The sequence below is a fragment of the Legionella sp. PC1000 genome (assembly GCF_014109805.1).
GTDB lineage: Bacteria > Pseudomonadota > Gammaproteobacteria > Legionellales > Legionellaceae > Legionella > Legionella resiliens.
On the sequence record NZ_CP059400.1, the window covers coordinates 3,074,398 to 3,094,877 of the forward strand.

The window sequence follows — 20,480 nt, forward strand, 5'->3', positions numbered from 1 at the left end:
TATTCTTTAGAAACTGTTGTTCACATGCATATCTATAAATCTATTAGTACGAAGAGCAAACATTTTTGATTATTAAATATTACTGATTTAATTGGGAAAAATTAACTCAAATAACTCTATATTTATTCAATATAGTAAATTTACTAGAAACATCAAATACATAATAAGACAAGAAGAAATAAATAATGCAGAACACATCGATCGATGTTATCCGCATGATTTACTGCAATAGCTTTATGCAACTAATTAGGGAAAAACTGAAGTTAGATGAAATTTGCCAGAGGCCCGCAGAAAATAACCAACGAGAAAATTTGCATCATTTTTAAGTGGGCTTAAAGAGGAACTTGTATTATCTCACGAATTATCTGAAGATTATTATGTGTTAAAAATATTTTTTTTTTAGAACAATTAGTTATGAGACTGCGGTGAAATAAGGATTGTAAGTTATGTTAAGAAGGTTAAATCGTTTACTCATTCCTCGCGCACGATTAAATCAATATCAATTAGCTGGCTGGAAGCCTGACTGTATCGCTGATTCAGGATTAGGGTGTAAGCTTTTAGCTGATGTAATGATTCCAATGCCGGACGGAGTTCATCTCTCTGCGGACGTCTATATACCGAGAAAGTCTGGAAAATATCCGGTTATTTTACAATTTTCGGCTTACAACCGCGACTTACATACTACTGGCCTCCCTACCGGAAATAATGAAATTGGTTCTCCTCCGGTAATTACTGATAGAGGTTATGTACAAGTTGTTGTCACCGCGAGAGCTATTGGACGCTCCGAAGGTACTTTTCAACTTTGGCAAAATGAGCAGGAAACTGATGATCATTTTCATTGTATTGAATGGGCAGCACAACAACCTTGGTCAAATGGTGATGTCTGTTTGTTTGGAACCTCTTACTATGGTATGAATCAAGCCAGTGTGGCTGCACTTAATCCTCCATCGTTACGCGCTTTTTTTGCTAATGAAATTTGTACTGATTTTTACCGACATATTTTCCACTATGGCAGTGTGTTTAATGCTGATTTTTTGAATTTATGGGTAGGGGCTAACTTCAATCCGGCCACAGTGCATCGCTATATAGCCCCGTGGAAAAGAGCAGTCCTTAGCTATTTCATCAGTTATCCCTGGTTATGGAATAGATTCATAAAGCCCAACTTAAATAAAATTATTGCACGATTTAAAAAAAGTCATGTCATCCCTGAAGCACTTCGCTGGTACATTCATCTTATGGTCGATAGCAACTTAAGAGAAGAGACTCAAATTGCACAAGGACCATTTCGAAAATTAAACCAGATTAATGTTCCTTTTGTTACAGTACAAAATTTAGGTAACATTGCATTACATCAATTTGGCTGTTATGACCTATTTGAACACGCAGGTACCCCCCCAAATAAAAAATGGATGATACTTGGGCCCGCCGAATATGAGTTACCTGTCTACTCATGGCAATTGGAAGCGCTTGCTTTTTTTGATCATATTGTCAAAGGGATTGATAATGGATACTCTAATTTATCTCCAGTTCGCTACTGGGTAGAAGGAAAAAACAAATTTGAATCCGCCACAAATTTTCCTATTCCAGAAATGCAGGTACATAAGCTTTATCTTCAAGGCCAATCCAATAGTTCAAAGCGTCGAATACTACAGCATCAAATACCGAATGAAGAACAAGATTCCTGGATTTCTATTCCTCCAGGTACAGAAGTCTTACCCGGAATTGAACAATTCGAAACGCAAAAATTGGCTTATGAATTTATTTTTGAGCGAGAAACAACAATAATTGGTCCTATTACATTGCAACTTAAATACAGTTGTAATGAAATTGATTCCTATGTAATCGCTCGATTAGGGAAAATAGATCACGAAGGGAATTATCATCCTTTGTCTATGGGGCATCTTCGCCCTGCTACACGGGCCATCGATACCCAGAGTACTCGTTGTGAGTTAGTTATTAATACATCGATAGTAACGCCCCTTCAACATAATATACCTGTCTTATTGCGTTTTAGCCTGACGCCGGCTGCCTCATTTTATCAAAAAGGCGAGAGTTTGCTTTTAGAAATTGCCAGTCGGAGTGACCAACTGTACGTCAGCATGAAAGAAGGATTTATTGTTCCTTATACTGCTGTCCCACCCTATTGTTGTCGCAACAAAATCCACTATGGAGCGGATTCTTATATAGAGCTTCCCTATAAGCAAGAGGCACATTAAAGATATATTTGTGTTGAAGCAAAATATACCCAAAATGACGCGTGTACACGACTACAGGTTCTATCTCACAATTACATTTCATCAATCCGCATCTATACTAAAAATAGTTTGTGGCATATAAAAGGAATATCCAAATGAGCACTCACACTGGTACTGGTCGCGGCGATTTCCATATCCTTTATCGGGGTCAATCTGTAGATGACCTCATAATAGAATATATGGAAGAAAATAATGTTCCGGGAATGTCTCTGGCGATTGTTCAAGCCCCATATATTACGCGAGTAGTCAGTTATGGATTCGCTGATACAGAAAAAAAACTTTTGGTTTCGACACGCACACTCTTTCACGTAGGTCAATTGACTCATGTATTTACTGCAGTGGCTGTGATGCAATTAATAGAGGAAGGAAAACTGAAATTAGATGACTTAATTTCTGCTTCTTTATCGTCTCTTCCGCAAGCATGGCAAGGTGTTACCATTCGACAATTATTAACGCATAGCTCAGGAATACCTGATTACTCAGAATGTGAAGGTTTTTCTTATCATAAAGATTATAAGCCTGAAGAGATTTTTAATTTAATCAAGGATCCCAATTTACTCTTTCCCTCGGGCACCAAAATGCAACCCAGCGCTTCAAATTATTACCTACTCGGAATTATTATTGAAAATACAAGCGGTATGAGTTATGAATCCTATATCAGCAAAAATCAAATTGAGCGTGTGGGTTTAAAACGTACATTTTTTATCAAAAACACATCCTTAATCGATAATGAAGTTCACACCGGCACCCTTCCTTTTAAGCACAGCGAATTTTTACATAATCCATCTTATATAAACCCTGTAGAAATGGCTGTTGGTTATACAACGGATAACAATGCAGCCCCGGGGATCACATGGACGACAACTTTTGCACACAGCGGCATCATTGCATCAGCGGAAGACATCAGCTTATGGGATATCAGTTTAGCCGGAACTATTTTAATCAAAGAAAGTGAGAATAGAGATTTCCTATATCATTGTATTACTTTAGACAATGAGACGGTTATACCTGGGAATGTGGGTTGGTTATTTCCAGGCCATCCAGGATTAATGGAAATAAAAGGAAAACTTCCTGGTTTCTCAGCTTTTTTAAGCCGTTTTACTGCACCAAATGAACTCTTGTGTGTCACTCTTTTGGCGAATAAAGAGAATTTATCTGATTTAGATATCCTAGGCCGTAAAATTGCAGCAGCTTTTGATATAAAGCTGGGAGCTCCAGCAGGTTCTGGTTCACAAACGCTTCAAAGTCCTTATTCTGTCTCCCAAACAATTCAACGAATAATTGATTTGATTACCCAAAAAGGCGGAAAAATCTTTGCTCACATTGATCACAGCAATGAAGCCCAAAAGGTAAATCAATCACTTCCACCTACCGAGGTCCTTATTATAGGGAACCCAGCAAAAGGCACAGCATTAATGCAAGAAAATGCAGCAATCGCACTGGATTTACCGTTACGGGTGATGGCTACAGAAGACCAAACCGGTCAAGTGTGGTTAAGTTTCACTGATCCGATTCAATTAGGTAAAAAATACAATTTACACAATGATGAATTAAAACAAATTGCAGCTGCATTACGCATGCTTTGTGAACGAGCTGTATCTGCACACAGTATTATTTAAAATAATAGGGCATGTTGACAATTCATCCCCACTGCCTACGTGCCGCGACTTGTTCGCGGCATCCAATAGTTCGGGTGCTGTCGGAGAGGAAAATCAAGCCATTGGGAAATCCGTTGGTGGCAATACAACAAAAATCCATATGGCAGTTGATGCTTGCAGCTTTCCGGTTGAATTTGAATTGACTGGCGGTGAAGTATATGATGCTAAAGCAGCTCCTAATCTCATTGAAAAACTCCCTAAATCTGATTACGCCATTGCAGAGAAGTTTATGATAGTGAGGAAATTCGAGAACTGATTAGACAAAAATCATCTACTCCAATTATCCCTCGGAAGAACGACTCTAAAACTGGCCTAAATTGGTTTATTATGAGGTTCATGAAACCTATGTAGAAGCTGCTCGGCGTGAAAAACGTTTCAGAAATTGGTGCAGGCAGCGGAAGTTAAAGTTTATTGAGGGTCTTAATCCAGATTGGCGTGATCTATATGAAGAAATTTGCCGTTTATCAAGATCGGGCTGGATGCCGCGAACAAGTCGCGGCACATAGGCGGTAGGGATGAATTGTCAACATGCCCTGGTCAGTGGGATTGTTACTTTTTTATTTCTACGTCCTGCGGCTTATCTGCAGAATCCAGTGAGATAAACAAAGCCTGGATCCTGCAGACAAGTTCTCAGGACATAAGAAAAAGCGTTAATCCTCAACTGCGATCTCCGCAACAATTATGTTTTTTCTTCTATTTCATATTTCTGAATTAATGCAGGACTCTCTGGTGATAAGGTAAAACTGACTTTAAGATTTGTTTTTTCTCCTTGGATAATAAAATATCCCCGTAATTGATTTTCTGGGATCACATCACCTACATGGAGGATTTTTCCCGCTTTAGCGAAAAGATTTTGAGTTTTCTTTTGCAGTGAAGCAACCGGTGAGTCGAGAAAAAAATTCAGTGCGAACAACCCGCTTGTGGTCGCACTCTTCCATTCAGGAAGTAATTTCATCAATGCTTTTTGTCGTTCGTGCAAAATTTTTGAAGGGAGTAACTCTCTTGGTTTAAATTGAGCTTGTTTAATAAGTTTATTCATAGCCTGGACATTAATGACCTCCGCAGCAGCATAAGTCACATTAGTTAATAAAACTACTCCCACTCCATATTCAGGCAATATGAGCCAATTACTACCAAAACCAGGAAGCCCACCACTATGTCCTACTGATATTTTCTCGTCACAATCTCTGGACCATCTTAAGCCATAACCGTAAGCACTAATTGTCGGACACTCTTTACCATTTACGTTAACCTTTGAATTCACAGCATAAAATCGCCAAGGTTGATGCATTTCACGCAGGGAACTTCTTTTTATCGGACCTGTTTCTGCATCATCACGCGCAGGCCATGCATATTGATGGAATGCAACATAATGACTGAATGATTCAATGGAAGTAATCATCCCTCCCATAGAGGCATAACTGCCATCGTGTAACAAGGGTTCTTCTTGCCAATCTCCATTGACCCATTGATAACCGTGGGCTAATTGATCCGTAGGAACTTGTGCAAATTCCCATGCGGCCTGTTTCATACCTAAAGGCTGCCAAATATTTGCAGCAATATATTCCTGATAGGGAATTCCTGATACTTTTTTAACAATCAATCCCAGAAGCGCAAACCCGAGATTACTGTATTCAAATGATGTTCCAGAAGTATTGGATAAAGAAATTCCTTGTTTTATCAAGTCGATTAATTCTTCATCTGTTTTATTTAAATTTCTATCGCCCCATGGATTATCTTCAGGGAATCCCGCAGAATGGGTTAATAGATCACGAATCGTAATTTCCGAGGCATCTTGGGTTAATTTCTGATTTTTTAGTTCAGGAATATAAATAGAGGCAGGATCATCTAGGTTCCGTGAACCAATTTTCTAGCGCATCCATATAAGCGCTCCGGCCAAATGTAAGAACCCGGAAAAAGCGGTCGTTGTTTTATCAAAACGAGAAAAAACACGCCGAAAGTGTTTGATTTTGGAGAAAAAAGCTTCAACTAAAAACCGCTCTTTGTACTGCTCTTTATCGATTTTTCTTGGGTTCTTCGCATTCTTTTTTGACGGAATGGTTGCAATACAGCCTTGACTCTCCAGTGTGTCAACAAGTGCCTGTGAATCATATCCTTTATCTGCAAGAACTATCGTGTCACGCTGCTCCTTCAATAGCTCTGCTGCTTGAGTAATATCGTTTCGATGTCCCCCGGTCAGGATAAACTTAATCGGATTCCCCAGTCCATCCACCAAAGCGTGAATTTTAGTGGTAAAACCTCCTTTACTGCGCCCCAATGCCTGAGCATCATTCCCTTCCTTGTCGTAACCAGATGCACACGCATGCGCGCGCACTATGGTGGCATCAATCATGACGGCTTGATCATCAACATCGCTAACTGAAGACATTAAGCCAGTCCAAATGCCGCGATCTGACCACATTTTATATCGCTTGTGAATTTTACGCCAATGTCCGTAATAGGGCGGGAGCAGGCGCCATTGACAGCCTGTACGTAATACATACCAGACTCCTTCCACAAAGCATCTTGTCTTCTCATTATTCTTAATGTGCAATCCTTTTACTCCTTGCAGAAAAGAATAAATTGTATCCCAGACTCGTTCTGATATATTATTATACATGTAGGCAGTTCCATTAGTGTTGTTAACGATCGCAATCGAATTTCACTATAAAAACTGCCTACTTTTCAAGTAATTAAAAAAATTGGTTCACGGAACCTAGTCTTAATTTACCCTCATCGCGAAGTTTTAAAACAGCCATAGCTGTGAACCCTTTAGTCATCGAGGCGATGCGAAACATGGATTGGGTAGTAACGGGAGTTTTTTTTGCAATATCTGTGAAACCACCTCGTCCAGTATGTACCAGACGTCCATCTAAGATAATCCCATACACATAACCAGGAACATGATTTTTTTCAGCATAGTTCTGGTACATTTTATCAATGACTGGAACCACAGCCTGAATTTTTGTAAGTCTGTGGCTCTCAATAAAAACAGGCGGAAGATAGGAATTTTTTTGACTATTCGCTACCAAAGGAATCATTGCAGCGAGGAAAAAAATTTTTTTTACGATGAAGCGACACATAAAGAGAACCTTAATAATCCCATTATAAAAGCGGAATGCAGTATATAATATTTATTGACTGAAATTGACAGAAAATGAAAAATAGAATCTGGAACCTTCTTTTTATATTGGAACTATTTGCATGAAACTCTCAACACTATTAAGAATGATACGGTTTTGGCCGCCTTTTTGGGGCGCAGGAATCAGCGTAAAAAAATTTCATTCTGATGGTACTTATATTGTCGTCCAAATGAAGATGCGTTTTTGGAATAAAAATTATGTGGGAACACATTTTGGTGGTTCCATGTACTCTATGACTGATCCATTTTATATGTTGATGCTCATGCATTCATTAGGAAAAGGGTATATTGTTTGGGATAAGTCTGCCTCCATCCGTTATAAAATCCCCGCTAAAGGGACCCTTTATGCCCAATTTGAATTATCCCCAGAACACGTTGAAAGAATTCGACTTGAAGTCAATGAAGCAAAGAAAATTGACTCAGAATTTATTGTCCCTATAACCGATGAAGAGGGAAAAATTGTTGCTGAAGTAAAAAAGATTCTTTCTGTTATCAAAAAATAAAAACAGCAAAATCAGTAGTTATTCTACACTTGTTTCAGGGGGAAAATACCATGCCAATACAGCCTTTTTCAGAGGAAGAACAGGCTTCTATTCTGAATAACTACAACAACACTAAGAGTGATAATAATAAAATCCCGGTATCTCTCCGCAATTACGATTCAGGTTGGCCACTCGTCCAAGTAAGCCTCTTCAGCCCAGCTAAGGATGCAAACGATCCCATAAAATATGAGCATGTTTTAGGGGGTGGAAATTGTCATTTCTTTCATATTGGTGCCTTTAATTTTGCAAGCCTCTTAACAAAAATTCCAGGTAATATGGAGATTATTACTTCATATCCCATAACCCCCAAAAGAGAGCTCGTCAAAGCAGATAATGTACTTTTGTTTCTAAAATCGTTTAGCGTTCATCACAAAAAATTTGGCATTAAAATTTCGAGTAAATCCAATGCGTATGGTAGAAACTTACTTGTTGAGCTCCCTATAGAAAATTCAGCAGAATTTCGCGATGCATTGGCTGATAGCTTTTCATTTGCATTAAAAAAACGTTTTTCAATCAAAGCAATTGGAGGATATAACGATTCTGGGTACACTCAAAACCAAATTATGGAGGCAATTAATCCTGAGGTTGCTGTTTTCATCAATGGGCAAATCTTTATTGACTTAGGAATGCTCTTAGAACAACACGTTAAAGACAAAGAAATTGGCGAATTATTTAAACTTCTATTTAAGATTGATGCGTTTTTGGAACTAAAAAAGGAATATCCGCAATTCAAACCCGATTCAATCAAAAGTAGTGGAAAAACTCAAAAAACTCCTGCGCCTCCTCTTGAACCACGTGCCTCAAACCCGACCGCTTTCTTCCAGAAAGGAAAAGAAGCAACACTTCTTGATGAACGAGCAACCCAGAATAGTTCCGACTTGTACGCTTTAAAATCAAACATCAACTTCCAAAAGTAAAAGTATATATTTTAACTCCAGGTTCACTTGCCATAATTTGCAGGTACCCACTGATAAATTTCTTTTCTGAAATCAGCTCATAAATGGAATATTTGTCAACGAGAATGCTACGTTCCTGTAGCTTTTTACCTGATTGTTTATCAGTTAAAACCACTTTAACCTTAATCGGTTTAGCAGTACTGTTTCCCATAACAGCATATACTTTGCGCGCATTAAAGTGGATTTTAATCGCCGCATTTGCTTCTGCTGCAACGATATTCTCCGCATTGACTTGCCACAACCCCTCCAAGACCCAGGCATTAGCAGATAATTGATCGGAAAAATAGTAGCGAGTGGTTTTATCTTTTATGAGTTCGGGACTGTAATAGGAATCGGCTTTCGCATATCCCAAATAAGTTTCTGGTGTTTGAGCGATACTTACTGAACTTTCTTTTAAAGACTTCATAGTGCTTAAGTCCTTAACCCCCAATAAAAAGCGAATATTGTTCTCCATAACATCATATTCACCTTCACCAAAACGTCGATAGACCACATCGCCTTTTTTATTGATTAAATAATGAGCAGGCCAATAATGATTCTTATAGTTCCTCCAGGTAATAAATTGATTATCAAGTGCTACAGGATATAAAATTCCATACCGCTTCACTGCAGCTTTGACATTATCTAAATTTTTTTCAAAATCAAATTCAGGCGTGTGGATACCAATAATAACGAGTCCTTTATCATGATAACGCTTATACCAATCATTAAGATAAGGCAGTGTGCGCAAACAATTAATACACGAATAAGTCCAAAAATCGATTAAGACTACTTTTCCACGTAAATCAATCATGCGTAAAGGCGGTGAATTAATCCAGGTATCAATACCTTGTATCGGTGGTGCTTGATAAGTAAACCATAAGCCATTAATAAGTGAGCTTGACGTTTTAATTCCTGTTTGCGGAGTCACTGAAGAAGAAACCACTTTTCCTTCAAAGTAAACCATATAGATTACGCTTGCGATTATTACTCCCCCTAAAAATTTACGAAAAAGAGTGGCGCGTGTTTTAAAAAAAGAGAAGGTATTTATTAACTTTTTTCCGTATAGAGAAATAATAAACATAGGAATTGCAGCACCCAGAGCAAACGCCATCAAAGTAAAGAAACTGATTATTGTCGTTTCCTGAACCACAGTCTGTACGATAATCGCTGCTAAAATAGGCCCAGCGCAAGGGGTCCAAATGATTGCAATGATTCCCCCCAAGAAAAGTCCATTCCAAAATCCTCCTTCTGGCTTATTGACTGAAGAAAAAAAACTGCTTATTCGAGTGAGTCCCTGAGTTATTTTACCAAATTGCTCTGTTAAATAATTCGAGATCATGATGGCTCCCAACAGGAGTAAAATGACATAACCAATCTCTCGAACTAAATTAAAATCTACATCTAAGTAACGTACTAATTGATGGGAAAAGAACACCAATAAGGAAAAAAACAAAGTAAAACCGACAATAATCCCCATCGGTCTTTTTTTGGATCCAGTCAGTGAGCCTGCTAGAAAAATAGGCAAGATAGGCAAAATACAAGGAGAAATAATCAGGGCAAACCCTTCTATAAATCCCAATATAACATTAATAAAATTCGTTTCCATTTTATTTCCGGAAATCGCAATTTCAATTTCGTTCGATAATCACGCAATCATTGTTTTTGACGTGATATGTCAATACTCATTTTTGCCCATTGCAAAAATAAATGGCGACGTACCATGAGTTCCAAACAATGGCTGTGTTTTACAAACGCACATGAGCACCACTTTCTTGTAACCGTTTGGCAACAACAAGCTGAATATTGTCGCGTGCGCGCGCAGGAAAATATTGATACACCGCCAAAAAGTCACTTGCGCTAATCGTCAGAAACTGGCAAGCAGTGATGGTGCTAATACGCGCCGTTCTGCGGATATTGCGTAAAATAGCGATTTCCCCAAACACATCACCAGCCCCCAAAGTATTAATGCGTTTCCACCCCATAGACTGAGTTTTTATAGAAACTTGCACAGTACCTCGAATAATAATATAAAGCTTGTCCCCTATTTCTCCTTGTTCGATAACGATTTCTTCAGGTTTATAGTTTTCAATAACACACTTATCTGCAAGCATTTTTTGCTCAATGTGACCGATGCCTGTAAAAATAGTTGCATGAGAAAGTATGGGTATTAAATCTAATTGAGCTTGATATAAATGATTACTGGGTTCCATATCCTTTCTCCCTATTCAAAACGAATTACCTTATAAATGAAATATCTTACAATTAGAGTATAGTTGTTTTTTCTAAAATTTTTTAAGGCCGGAGTAATCGCGTAGTTGATCACAGAATAATTGACCTAAAAATAACAAGACACTGATCAAATCAGCGACTCCCCCTGGACTAATCCCGGTCTCAGAAAAAAATTGATGCAACTCCAATGCCTTTTTTTGACGAGTTTGTAAGCATCCAATCGTCAATAATTCTGCTACCCTGTGTTTTGCATAATCCAGCGCTAACTTTCCTTTCCTATAAAGAATATTTGTATCATCCATGTGCAGTAAAAGTTCTGAGTACGCAAACAAACAGGCAGTATCCAGTGATTGGGTCTCAATGAAAAGTGAAATAAAATCAGGAAGTAATTGGAAAATTAAATCATACCCATGTATCGCCATTTGCTTGGCATCAACCACCTTATATCTTTGTCGTACTAAAGCGCCATGGCTTTCAGGGTTCCCAAGATGCTCCACTAAATGCCTTGGCCAGTCTTTCAATATTTGCCGACGTACGTCCTCAGGAGTGAATTGCATTTTATCCTGAGCCAGCCTTATTACAGAAACACAGACTAGACCCAAAGCAAAAATAGCACCACGATGGGTATTTACTCCCTGAGTTTTCCCAAGCATGCGCTGTTCTGCATCAATGGCCACTTGTTTTAATTCCTCAAAAGAATCATTTGCTAATCCTTTTTTTGTAATTTGGTAGAAGTAATGACGTAAGGTAAATAAGCTACGGTAAAAGGTTTCACCGCTCATATCATGATGCGCACCGGCATCCTTAAAGCTCACCAACCCTGGTTTAGGATAAGCTTTAACTTCAAAATAAAGGGCTCTAACTGCTATTCTGGCGAGTGTTCTTTCACAGCAAAGGATAGTGTTCATACAGTTCTGCTCTTGATAATAACGTAACCTTGTCTCTACTCTTACACAACAGTTTTTTTGCAGATAAAAGAAGCAATTCTTTGATAGGAATATCCCCAAGGCAGGAAAAACGAACCTCACCATCAATAATTCGATTAAATTTTTTTGTTAAAGCAGCAATTGATTCACGTAAATCAATTAAAGAACAGTCTTGGTAAGAGATAAGTAAATCAAGATCCGAAGCCCGATCAACAAAAGAATATCCTGATACATAATGAAATAAAAATGATCCATAGACCGCAATGTCAGAAATTGGCAACGACTTAATCAGCGTGTCTAACTTTTTTATCCCATAATAAGAAGAAAAAAAATCCTGCATCTCCAGGAGTTGTGGAAGCGGCTTTTGTTTTTGCACCAATGATGGTGCGCTCTGTATACTAACTCGGTGTTTTTTCTTGGCATGCAAAAGAGTTAATCCCAGATTAATTGTATCTTGGTGCGCTAATTGTTTGGCATAAATACACGGCAAGCCTTGTGCAAGCCAGAGGGATACGTGCTCTTCAATCATTTTCTTATCCTCATGAATCGAAGCAACAGCAAAGTCTGCATCCGGCTGAAGATAAATTAAATGATGTCTTTGTAAACTCATAAATGATTGGCTACTTTATTGATAATGGGGTATGCAAGCGTTCTCCCCCCTCGCTTGCTACCCAAGAGCGCGCGATCATCTCGAGTATTTTTCTTTTGGATTGCCCCATCAATTTGTTCAGCAAGTTCAGATGGGCTTACAATCTCGTGTATTCCACCAAGCTCGTAAAAATTTTTCACGCCTGGTGCAAAAACGGGAAATGTCCTACTAAGTTCTTGCAGGATACTTAGTTCTATTTTGGTTACCTTGGCGATACCTTCCAGCCACATCACAGCCAGTGCTGCATCAGGTAAGGCTAAAATTGTATCTGCCATCAAGCCGTAAGCGATAAAAGCACCACCTACTGCTTGATTATACACCAGCGAGATCAAAGCATTTCCCTGTAGGCGTAAACACTCCAAACATGCAAGCAAATGGCCAAAATATTGTTGCATCCCCAACCATTCATTACGCATTGTTAGCTCTTGTCCAGCAACATCAACTAATAAAAGGACGGGTTCACGTGATTGACGCTCAAGAATGTCGATTACATATTGCGCCATAATCAACGCTTGCTCTGCCCCCAGAAATGTGGATTCCTTGACGCCAAGAATATGTATCAGTTGATTATTCAACATCGCTTGCCCAGATACAACCGATTGGTTCTCGGTCAATTTGACTTCCTGAGAAAAGATCTGTTTGAGAAGCTCCTTTAATGCAACCATTTTTTTATTCCTTCTGTGTATCATCGCAGACTAAATACTTTGTAACCTGGGAGCGCGCAGCCTACAATGAATTACAATTTCTTTTTTATGTTTTTTGCTGCTTTTAAAAACTCCTGCTCGCCCATATCAAAAAGAGTCACTGCATATTTTGGAGCAACTTTAGTGAGATAAGTTCCCTCTTCTTGATACCCTTGTGTATCCTGAAAACGCTTTTTTAACAATGTCTGCTTTTGTTTTAGGGAATTAAGATCCAGGGGAACATTCTTATCGAGAGCAGAAATTAGTTGAGTGCGTATCGCTGTAACATCAGAGCCCACATAGCTTTGAGCAACATCCTGTAAATAGCGAGTTTTTCCTCCATATACCCGCCATACCAGAGCTCTATCTTGTGAATTAAAAGCCTTGATACCGGCCACAGCTTGAATCACCTCCGGGCCTGATACTCCAATACGTCCTAATTCATTGATCACAAGATAATCCAAACACGCAGAAATAATTCCCATCCCCCCAAAAGCACCGTTTTTCCCACACACAACACCTATAGTGGTTATCCCTTGATGTCGTGCCTCAAATACAGCGCGGATCGTTTCTGAAATGGAAATTTCTCCCGCATTGGCTTCATGCAAACGCACTCCACCACTATCGATAAGAAGAATCACTGCTTTAGCTTGAATTGCGATCGCAGCTTTAAATAAACCGGTAAGTTTCGCACCATGAATTTCTCCAACCCCACCCCCCATAAAATCCTTTTGCTGGGCAGCAACAAGTACTTTATTCTTTTGTAACAGTGCCGAACCTATGACGATGCCATCATCTGCTTCACCAGGCAAACCTAAAGCGGCTAAATAGGGACTATAAAGCTTTTCATCAGCAAGCCACTCAGTGAAAGAATCTTTATCAAAAATAACTTGGATTCGTTCGCGTGCACTAAGCCCTTCATAATTATTACCTATTTTGTAATTACCTTGAAATTCTTCCAACGCCTGGGCTAAGCGTAATAAAACAACTGCGGGTATTGCCCCGTTATCATTGAGGGTAAATTGCAACCCGACAGGTTTATGTTGATTGACGAAATCCCCAATAACCATTTTCCAAACTGGCTTATAATGGTCAACCGCAGTCTGAATCATAAATATTGTTTCAGAAGTAGTGTTCTCTTCGATTATGACTTCTAAATTCCCTGAGCCAACAACACCACAAACCGTTTTTTTTCCGTGCACACGTTTTCCGGGGAGCGTAAAACGAAATTCCATGTTTTCCATATTCTTTGCCCTACTTTACCAGTTTCTAAATTTTGCAGGCGGTTCATATAAACCCTTTGAACAATCAACAAGATCACGAATTGACTTAGCTGCCAATAAATTTCGGGTTGCATCAGACACTTTGATTCCTAAATCCTCAGGGCGTTTAATGACTCCTCGGTGGCGCAACTCCTCGACCTTTTTTCTATCGCGCATTATTCCAACTTCGGTATATCCGGCGATTCCGCGAATGGCCTGTTCACGTTCCTCAAGATTGCGACACATCAGAAGATTGGCAATACCTTCTTCGGTAACAACATGACTCACATCATCGCCATAAATCATTACTGCGGGCAAATCAGCATTCATGGATTTTTGCAAGGCCCAGGCATCCAGTTTTTCTACAAAAGTAGGTCGTGCTGAACTCTGGAATGTTTCCACCATTTGAATCACCAATTTTCTTCCTCGTGGCATTTTGGTTGCTAAGGCTTCACTTCGTTCCTGGCCTGCTTTCAACCAGGCATAGGAAGAATGGCGCCGGCCAGGAGCATCACAGCCCATGTTGGGAGCACCACCAAAACCCGCAATACGTCCTTCAACTGCTGTGGAGCTATTTCCCTCAAGATCCATCTGCAACGTTGCACCAATGAAAACATCACACGCATAATGCCCAGCTAGCTGACCTAACATACGATTCGAGCGCAAATTTCCTTCTTTACCTGTAAAAAAAATATCGGGACGAGCAGCTGCATAGCGATTCATTCCTACTTCTCCCCCGAAGGGATAAATTGCTTTTACAAATCCTGCTTCGATGGCGGGTATTAAGGTAGGTAAAGGATTCACAACCCAGTACTGGCATATTTTACCCTTTAAGCCCAGAGATTCGGCATAGGTAGGTAACAGTAACTCAATGGCGCATGTATTAAAACCTACGCCATGATTTAAGATATTTACTTGATAAGGGGCATATATTCCTTTGATCACCATCATGGCCATTAATATTTTCACTTCATTTATTTGCGCAGGATCGCGGGTAAAAAGAGGTTCGATATAAGATGGTTCGGGACCTTGAACAATGACATCAACCCAATCTGCAGGAATATCAACTCGCGGTAAATGCTCTATCACTTCATTGACTTGAACAACAACCACACCATTTTTAAAATTGGTCGCTTCAATGAGAGCAGGGGTGTCTTCTGTATTTGCCCCGGTAAATAAATTACCCTGCTTGTCTGCTTTATCTGCCATCAACAAACAAACATTTGGCGTCAAATCTGCTACTAGTCGTCCAAAAAGTTCATTATAGGTATGAATATTACCGATTTCGATCTTTTTATTTTTTACCATATCAGCAAGACGAGTTGATTGTGAACCTGAATAGGCAAAATCAATTCGGCTTGCAATCCCTTTTTCAAACACATCAAGATGCTCTGGTAAAGCAATGGCTGATTGGATCATATGCAAGTGATTTATTTTAGCAGGACTCAATTGAGTCATAGCAGCAGCCAAAAAATTGGCTTGCTTTTGATTATCTCCTTCAATGCATACTCGGTCACCTGAGCGAATGAGATGGGAAAGGACTGTTGTTAGATCATTCGCCTCTACAAATTTATTGTTCTTAAGGTAAGGTTTAATCCTCGACAGGCGTTTTAAATATTCTTTTTTATTCTTACCCCACATTATTGCTTCCTGCATTTTCAATTTCTTTATGATACTTCATTTTCTCCAGTTATCCCCTTTACTCGTGTAAGCTACCTCAAAACATGATTTAATGTTTATTCTCATATCTTTATGATCTGCTCTTCAGTGCAACTTAAGCCGCGGCTTTACTCTGCGACTTAACACATTCGAAAGAGTGAGCAAACAAACCCGCCACCAACCATATAAAGAAATTTGATGTTGTTTGTATAAAGATAAATAAAATAAACGCGCCAGTTTGCCTTCTATCATTAAATTTTTAGTAATTTTACCCATCAAATTACCAACTACATGATGACTTAAAGTAACTAAGGAGCCGTGATCACGATAATGGTAAAGAGGCAAAGGTTTACCTTCTAAATATTTATCCAAATTTTTATACAAAAAACGGGCTTGCTGATGAGCAGCCTGTGCACGAGGTGGTACCATTTTATTCGAATGAGTTTGTGGGCAACTCGCACAATCACCTAAAACAAAAATAGAATCGTCCAAGGTTGTTTGTAACGTTTGCTTTACTAATAATTGGTTGATGTGATTAACCTCCAAGCCATCTAAATGACGCAAAAAATCTGGGGCCTTAATACCAGCTGTCCAAACAATAAGATCAGCAGGAATAAATTGGGTTGATTTAGTATGCAAGCCTTTTTCCGTCACTTCATTAACTTGTTCGTTAACACAAATTTTTACACCCATGCGCGTTAGTTCAGTAAATACTTTTTCAGAAATTTCTTCCGGAAGCGCAGTCAACAATCTGCTTGCCGCTTCAATTAGAGTAAAGGAAATAATTTCAGATTGAATGCCAATTCCATAATTTATAATTTCATGAATTGCATTATTCAATTCTGCGATTAATTCAATCCCGGTAGCGCCACCGCCTACGATGACCACATTAAATTGACTCTGTTGCGGTTGTTGGGAGAGACGCATAAAATGATTTAATAATTCGCGATGAAAATAGACTGCCTGGTCAATGTTATCTAAAAACAAACAATGTTCACGCACTCCGGGGATACTGAAATCATTAGCAACACTTCCTATGGCAATAATTAAAATATCAAATGAAAGTGCTCGCTTTGGAAGAACTTCTCGTTCGTGACTGTAAAATGGAGATAAATAGATTTCTTTTTTACTCCGGTCTAAACCTTCAAGCGCCCCTAAAACAAAATGAAAATGATGCGTAGCAGCATAAGCAAGATAGTCAATTTCATTTTCATTAGTAAACAAACTCCCTGCAGCAACCTCATGTAACAGCGGTTTCCAAATATGGGTAGATGTACAATCAACCAGGGTAATAGCAGCTTTACCCCCTTTTCCATATTTATTTCCAAGCAATGCAGCCAACTCCATTCCTCCTGCACCGCCGCCTACAATAACGATGTTGGGTACATGAATTTTATTTGGCATAAAACGCTTCCTTGGAATAAATCATTATTATTATAAATATACCAACAATTTATTACTTTTTAAGTAAGTATTCCATAAATGAATCTTCAATAAATGAATAGCTTATATTTATATCGCAACGTTACTGCGCTTTATGCCTGATTGATCCTCACAAAATTTAAGCAGGTAAAAATCATTTGTTACTTGAATCCTTACACTCTAAGGAATGGACACCCCATATCGGGTCAAAAAGGCTGTCATCACTATAGATGTTGAATAGGTATTTTCCTGTGTCGATTTTGTGAGGATCTCTCAGGCATAAAGCGCAGTACGTAGAGAAATTTAAAATGATAAAATGACTAAAATTTAATATATTGTCTACTCTAGTCAAACCAGAGTCCATCTACATTTTGCCAGTTTGAGTCAAAATTGTTTGATTTTCGAGCACTTAAGCGCAGCATACATGAAGTATGTGAGCATCAGAGCACAGAAAATCAAGCAATTTTGGCCAAGACAGTAGAAAGTAGATAGACTCTAGTCAAACTTACACTCGTGCAAAGGTATCACCCTGGTCTTTTTTACCCATTTATGTCCGATCCAGATCATTAAAAAAAGCGGCACGCCAATATAAGAAATAAGCAAACCATACCAATCTTTGGTGGTTGCTATTAAAGCAGAATAATTCTGGCCACTAATCACGATCATGCATACACCAAAAGCAAACAAAGGACCAAAAGGATATCCTCTGGCCAAATAAGGAAGTTGAGCCGGATCTTTCCCTTGACGCAAGTAGGCTTTACGAAAACGATAATGACTCATTGCTATTCCCATCCAAGCAATAAATCCCGAAAGGCTTGTTGCATTGAGTAGCCAAAAATAAACGGTGCCGTTACCAAAAATAGAAGATAAAAAAGCCAACATCGCCACAACACTTGTTAAGGCTAAAGCATAGATTGGTATTCCTCTTTGATTAACAACGGAAAAAATTCGAGGAACATGACCTTCCTTGGCAAGATGCCAGAGCATTCTGCTGCCAACATACATGCTTGAATTGGCTGTTGATATAATTGCCACAAGAATCACTGCGTTCATAATCATTGCAGCAAACGTTTTATCATATTGTTGAAACACCAGGGTAAAAGGACTCATTACCACATCAGAACTGATTAATTGTGATGAGGTATAAGGTATTAAAAGACTGATAATAAAAAGCGATAAAATGAAGAATATTAAAATCCGCCAAAAAACCATTTTTATTGCTTTGGGAATCGTTTTATCAGGATGAACGCTCTCCCCTGCAGCAACGCCAATTAACTCCGTACCTTGAAAGGAAAAACCTGCTGCAACAAAAGCGCCAAGAATACCGATCCAACCACTATGGAATGGAGCATCGCCAATACGCCAATTTTGGAATCCCCCTGCTTTATAATCTGTGAAACCAAAAACAAGAAAAAATCCGGTCACAATAAATAAAACAATAACCGAGATTTTAACAAATGAAAGCCAATATTCCACTTCACCAAAGGCTTTGGTTGATATCGCATTAAAACCAATGACCAGAAAGAGAAAAACAGAACACCAAAGAAACGATGAACTCTCAGGAAACCAAAAATGCATGATCAACGCAGAAGCTGAGATTTCTGAAGCAATATAAATGGCACAACTATACCAATAATTCCATCCTAGCGCGTATCCTAAGGAGGGATCGAAAAAACGAGAGGCATAAACATAAAATGATCCACTGGTGGGCATGAATGCCGCCATTTCACCAAGACCCGTCATCAAAAAATAGACCATGATCCCCATAATCAAATAAGCAAGCAATGTGCCCCCAGGACCAGCCAAGGATAAAGCATTACCACTCGCTAAGAAAATGCCCGTTCCTATAGAACCACCCAAGGTGATCATTCCCAGTATACGCGCATTAAGCTTGCGTTGCAGCGATGGCTCTCGAGCTACATCATGCATCTTTCAATCCTTGAATTTGGGAGAAGAGTAAGTGCCCACCCTACCATTAAGTTAAAGAACTCATCTACACCATTTTAACAATCCTTTAGATTATCGCAAATTACTCCGAATCATGATCGGAAGAAGATATCTGCTCTATTATATTGAAAAAAACCTTTGAAGAAGTTTTGGGGTGTTAAGTGCTCTGTTGCTGTGTATAACTTGCATGCACAAATCCTAGTGTCTTGCATCGTTTATGAGAATCCAAACGCGCATAACTCATGAATACCCCCCGTATTAAAACAGTAAGAAGTTTACTCACTTTCTCTGTCTTTTTATATAAAAGTAGCACTAATCACTTGAATCAAAATTCGATTCTAGCTTTATATCGTCAAAAAAAATGGCCAATTTTTTGCGCGATCAGCAAATTACTAACGAATTACTCCGTCAAACGAAATGCAGATAGGGAATAAGTTCAATTAGAGCCAATTACGTGATAAAAAGTATTCGTGAAAACTGAAGCAATTGAGTCAGAATGGCTTGACAATTATAAATGAAGCAAAGCAAAATTCGGCATATTGAGCGCGTTGGTTATAGATCACTAGAGGATGATAACCCATACTGGCGCGCTGTAATAGCAGGTCAATAACAAAGAAATAGAGAGCATAAATTTTCAGGGGGCATGTTATCTAAATATCATGCTGGGAGTTTTATTTAATTTTAATTTTAGGGGGATTAGGTGTGAGAAATAACATTATAGATAAACCTGGCTTTAGATGGTGGTTAAGCAGTATTGCTTGTCTTACATTTCTGACATTAGTAAGCCATGGGGCAGCAGCAGGTACTGCAGTGTCTTTAGGGGCAATGGCATCCACAATTACTGGATCATTTGTGAACTTGGCTAAATTGATTACTGCTGGTGCTTATTTGGCTGGTTTAGGATTTTCTATCGGAGCTATTATGAAGTTTAAACAGCACAAAGATAACCCGACTCAAATTCCAATTGGAACGCCAATTGCTTTAGTCTTTATTTCTGCCGCTTTATTGTTCCTACCTTCAATTTTAGGTGTAACAGGAACAACAATGTTTGGATCTGCTGGCGGTCAAACTGCAGGACCTAATGGCGTTGTTTTTGAGGTAGCCAATAAGTAGGTTCTGGTTTTATGCCCTTCTCCTGGCATTGTCGAGGTTTCTGAAGGGACCCCTA

17 protein-coding genes and 2 pseudogenes are annotated in these 20,480 nt (G+C 38.9%); 7 read left to right on the forward strand and 12 right to left on the reverse strand.

Annotated elements, in window-relative coordinates; all coding sequences use genetic code 11:
- Nucleotides 1–446 precede the first annotated feature (446 nt).
- From FOLKNPGA_RS13420 to FOLKNPGA_RS19015, 4 genes and pseudogenes are all read left to right on the forward strand, one after another.
- Nucleotides 447–2,216 carry a CocE/NonD family hydrolase gene (locus FOLKNPGA_RS13420; protein ID WP_182350377.1) on the forward strand — a complete coding sequence of 590 codons (1,770 nt, stop codon included), beginning with the start codon at nucleotides 447–449 and terminating at the stop codon, nucleotides 2,214–2,216.
- A 134-nt stretch (nucleotides 2,217–2,350) separates the two neighbouring features.
- Complete coding sequence (locus tag FOLKNPGA_RS13425; RefSeq protein WP_182350378.1) at nucleotides 2,351–3,874, forward strand: serine hydrolase; 1,524 nt, start codon at nucleotides 2,351–2,353, stop codon at nucleotides 3,872–3,874.
- Between the two features lie 55 nt (nucleotides 3,875–3,929).
- Nucleotides 3,930–4,249: pseudogene (locus FOLKNPGA_RS13430) on the forward strand (transposase); the annotation flags it as partial.
- Nucleotides 4,231–4,419 (forward strand): annotated as a pseudogene (locus FOLKNPGA_RS19015) (hypothetical protein); the annotation flags it as partial. The pseudogenes FOLKNPGA_RS13430 and FOLKNPGA_RS19015, both read left to right, overlap by 19 nt.
- 173 nt (nucleotides 4,420–4,592) lie before the next feature.
- Here the strand turns inward: FOLKNPGA_RS19015 and FOLKNPGA_RS13435 are convergent.
- The 3 genes from FOLKNPGA_RS13435 to FOLKNPGA_RS13445 all read right to left on the reverse strand — a co-directional run bounded on the left by FOLKNPGA_RS13435 (nucleotide 4,593) and on the right by FOLKNPGA_RS13445 (nucleotide 6,996).
- Nucleotides 4,593–5,780, reverse strand: a complete 1,188-nt coding sequence (locus tag FOLKNPGA_RS13435) for a serine hydrolase (protein ID WP_255466091.1) — start codon at nucleotides 5,778–5,780, stop codon at nucleotides 4,593–4,595.
- Nucleotides 5,781–5,783: 3 nt separating this feature from the next.
- A complete protein-coding gene (locus FOLKNPGA_RS13440) occupies nucleotides 5,784–6,533 on the reverse strand; it encodes an IS5 family transposase (RefSeq protein ID WP_058441825.1) in 750 nt (249 codons plus the stop codon).
- A gap of 73 nt (nucleotides 6,534–6,606) precedes the next feature.
- A complete protein-coding gene (locus FOLKNPGA_RS13445) occupies nucleotides 6,607–6,996 on the reverse strand; it encodes a serine hydrolase (protein ID WP_255465979.1) in 390 nt (129 codons plus the stop codon).
- 121 nt (nucleotides 6,997–7,117) lie between these two features.
- Here FOLKNPGA_RS13445 and FOLKNPGA_RS13450 point away from each other — a divergent pair, with 121 nt between their 5' ends.
- Together FOLKNPGA_RS13450 and FOLKNPGA_RS13455 are read left to right on the forward strand one after the other, a co-directional pair.
- A complete protein-coding gene (locus FOLKNPGA_RS13450; RefSeq protein WP_182350380.1) occupies nucleotides 7,118–7,558 on the forward strand; it encodes a DUF4442 domain-containing protein in 441 nt (146 codons plus the stop codon).
- A gap of 50 nt (nucleotides 7,559–7,608) precedes the next feature.
- Nucleotides 7,609–8,514, forward strand: a complete 906-nt coding sequence (locus FOLKNPGA_RS13455) for a hypothetical protein (protein WP_182350381.1) — start codon at nucleotides 7,609–7,611, stop codon at nucleotides 8,512–8,514.
- Here FOLKNPGA_RS13455 and FOLKNPGA_RS13460 read toward each other — a convergent pair.
- The 9 genes from FOLKNPGA_RS13460 to FOLKNPGA_RS13500 all read right to left on the reverse strand — a co-directional run bounded on the left by FOLKNPGA_RS13460 (nucleotide 8,498) and on the right by FOLKNPGA_RS13500 (nucleotide 19,294).
- Complete coding sequence (locus tag FOLKNPGA_RS13460) at nucleotides 8,498–10,141, reverse strand: cytochrome c biogenesis protein DipZ (protein ID WP_182350382.1); 1,644 nt, start codon at nucleotides 10,139–10,141, stop codon at nucleotides 8,498–8,500. The genes FOLKNPGA_RS13455 and FOLKNPGA_RS13460 overlap by 17 nt on opposite strands.
- A gap of 139 nt (nucleotides 10,142–10,280) precedes the next feature.
- Nucleotides 10,281–10,745 carry a cyclic nucleotide-binding domain-containing protein gene (locus FOLKNPGA_RS13465; protein ID WP_182350383.1) on the reverse strand — a complete coding sequence of 155 codons (465 nt, stop codon included), beginning with the start codon at nucleotides 10,743–10,745 and terminating at the stop codon, nucleotides 10,281–10,283.
- 72 nt (nucleotides 10,746–10,817) lie between these two features.
- Entirely contained in the window at nucleotides 10,818–11,672 is an 855-nt protein-coding gene (locus tag FOLKNPGA_RS13470) for a triphosphoribosyl-dephospho-CoA synthase (RefSeq protein WP_182350384.1), read from the reverse strand.
- On the reverse strand, nucleotides 11,650–12,300 hold the full coding sequence (locus FOLKNPGA_RS13475; RefSeq protein WP_182350385.1) for a phosphoribosyl-dephospho-CoA transferase MdcG domain-containing protein: 651 nt from the start codon (nucleotides 12,298–12,300) through the stop codon (nucleotides 11,650–11,652). Before FOLKNPGA_RS13475 ends, FOLKNPGA_RS13470 begins: the two co-directional genes overlap by 23 nt.
- A complete protein-coding gene (locus tag FOLKNPGA_RS13480; RefSeq protein ID WP_182350386.1) occupies nucleotides 12,297–13,004 on the reverse strand; it encodes a biotin-independent malonate decarboxylase subunit gamma in 708 nt (235 codons plus the stop codon). The genes FOLKNPGA_RS13475 and FOLKNPGA_RS13480 overlap by 4 nt, the downstream gene beginning before the upstream one ends.
- A gap of 71 nt (nucleotides 13,005–13,075) precedes the next feature.
- Entirely contained in the window at nucleotides 13,076–14,266 is a 1,191-nt protein-coding gene (locus FOLKNPGA_RS13485) for a biotin-independent malonate decarboxylase subunit beta (RefSeq protein ID WP_182350387.1), read from the reverse strand.
- A gap of 15 nt (nucleotides 14,267–14,281) precedes the next feature.
- On the reverse strand, nucleotides 14,282–15,925 hold the full coding sequence (gene mdcA, locus FOLKNPGA_RS13490; protein WP_182352870.1) for a malonate decarboxylase subunit alpha: 1,644 nt from the start codon (nucleotides 15,923–15,925) through the stop codon (nucleotides 14,282–14,284).
- 123 nt (nucleotides 15,926–16,048) lie between these two features.
- Nucleotides 16,049–17,347, reverse strand: coding sequence for an NAD(P)/FAD-dependent oxidoreductase (locus tag FOLKNPGA_RS13495; protein ID WP_182350388.1), 1,299 nt, complete (start codon nucleotides 17,345–17,347; stop codon nucleotides 16,049–16,051).
- A 513-nt stretch (nucleotides 17,348–17,860) separates the two neighbouring features.
- Nucleotides 17,861–19,294, reverse strand: coding sequence for an amino acid permease (locus tag FOLKNPGA_RS13500; protein WP_182350389.1), 1,434 nt, complete (start codon nucleotides 19,292–19,294; stop codon nucleotides 17,861–17,863).
- A gap of 720 nt (nucleotides 19,295–20,014) precedes the next feature.
- On the opposite strand from FOLKNPGA_RS13500, the gene FOLKNPGA_RS13505 reads away from it, so the two are divergent.
- Nucleotides 20,015–20,425 carry a type IV secretion protein IcmD gene (locus tag FOLKNPGA_RS13505; RefSeq protein WP_182350390.1) on the forward strand — a complete coding sequence of 137 codons (411 nt, stop codon included), beginning with the start codon at nucleotides 20,015–20,017 and terminating at the stop codon, nucleotides 20,423–20,425.
- The last annotated feature ends 55 nt before the right edge of the window (nucleotides 20,426–20,480 follow it).

Bases quoted from the DNA above. Each gene is read 5' to 3' on its own strand.
- FOLKNPGA_RS13420 (WP_182350377.1), top strand. From the start codon at position 447: ATGTTAAGAAGGTTAAATCGTTTACTCATTCCTCGCGCACGATTAAAT.
- mdcA (WP_182352870.1), bottom strand. From the start codon at position 15,925: ATGTGGGGTAAGAATAAAAAAGAATATTTAAAACGCCTGTCGAGGATT.
- FOLKNPGA_RS13495 (WP_182350388.1), bottom strand. From the start codon at position 17,347: ATGCCAAATAAAATTCATGTACCCAACATCGTTATTGTAGGCGGCGGT.
- FOLKNPGA_RS13425 (WP_182350378.1), top strand. From the start codon at position 2,351: ATGAGCACTCACACTGGTACTGGTCGCGGCGATTTCCATATCCTTTAT.
- FOLKNPGA_RS13470 (WP_182350384.1), bottom strand. From the start codon at position 11,672: ATGAACACTATCCTTTGCTGTGAAAGAACACTCGCCAGAATAGCAGTT.
- FOLKNPGA_RS13475 (WP_182350385.1), bottom strand. From the start codon at position 12,300: ATGAGTTTACAAAGACATCATTTAATTTATCTTCAGCCGGATGCAGAC.
- FOLKNPGA_RS13500 (WP_182350389.1), bottom strand. From the start codon at position 19,294: ATGCATGATGTAGCTCGAGAGCCATCGCTGCAACGCAAGCTTAATGCG.
- FOLKNPGA_RS13460 (WP_182350382.1), bottom strand. From the start codon at position 10,141: ATGGAAACGAATTTTATTAATGTTATATTGGGATTTATAGAAGGGTTT.
- FOLKNPGA_RS13455 (WP_182350381.1), top strand. From the start codon at position 7,609: ATGCCAATACAGCCTTTTTCAGAGGAAGAACAGGCTTCTATTCTGAAT.
- FOLKNPGA_RS13480 (WP_182350386.1), bottom strand. From the start codon at position 13,004: ATGGTTGCATTAAAGGAGCTTCTCAAACAGATCTTTTCTCAGGAAGTC.
- FOLKNPGA_RS13465 (WP_182350383.1), bottom strand. From the start codon at position 10,745: ATGGAACCCAGTAATCATTTATATCAAGCTCAATTAGATTTAATACCC.
- FOLKNPGA_RS13440 (WP_058441825.1), bottom strand. From the start codon at position 6,533: ATGTATAATAATATATCAGAACGAGTCTGGGATACAATTTATTCTTTT.
- FOLKNPGA_RS13450 (WP_182350380.1), top strand. From the start codon at position 7,118: ATGAAACTCTCAACACTATTAAGAATGATACGGTTTTGGCCGCCTTTT.
- FOLKNPGA_RS13445 (WP_255465979.1), bottom strand. From the start codon at position 6,996: ATGTGTCGCTTCATCGTAAAAAAAATTTTTTTCCTCGCTGCAATGATT.
- FOLKNPGA_RS13485 (WP_182350387.1), bottom strand. From the start codon at position 14,266: ATGGAAAACATGGAATTTCGTTTTACGCTCCCCGGAAAACGTGTGCAC.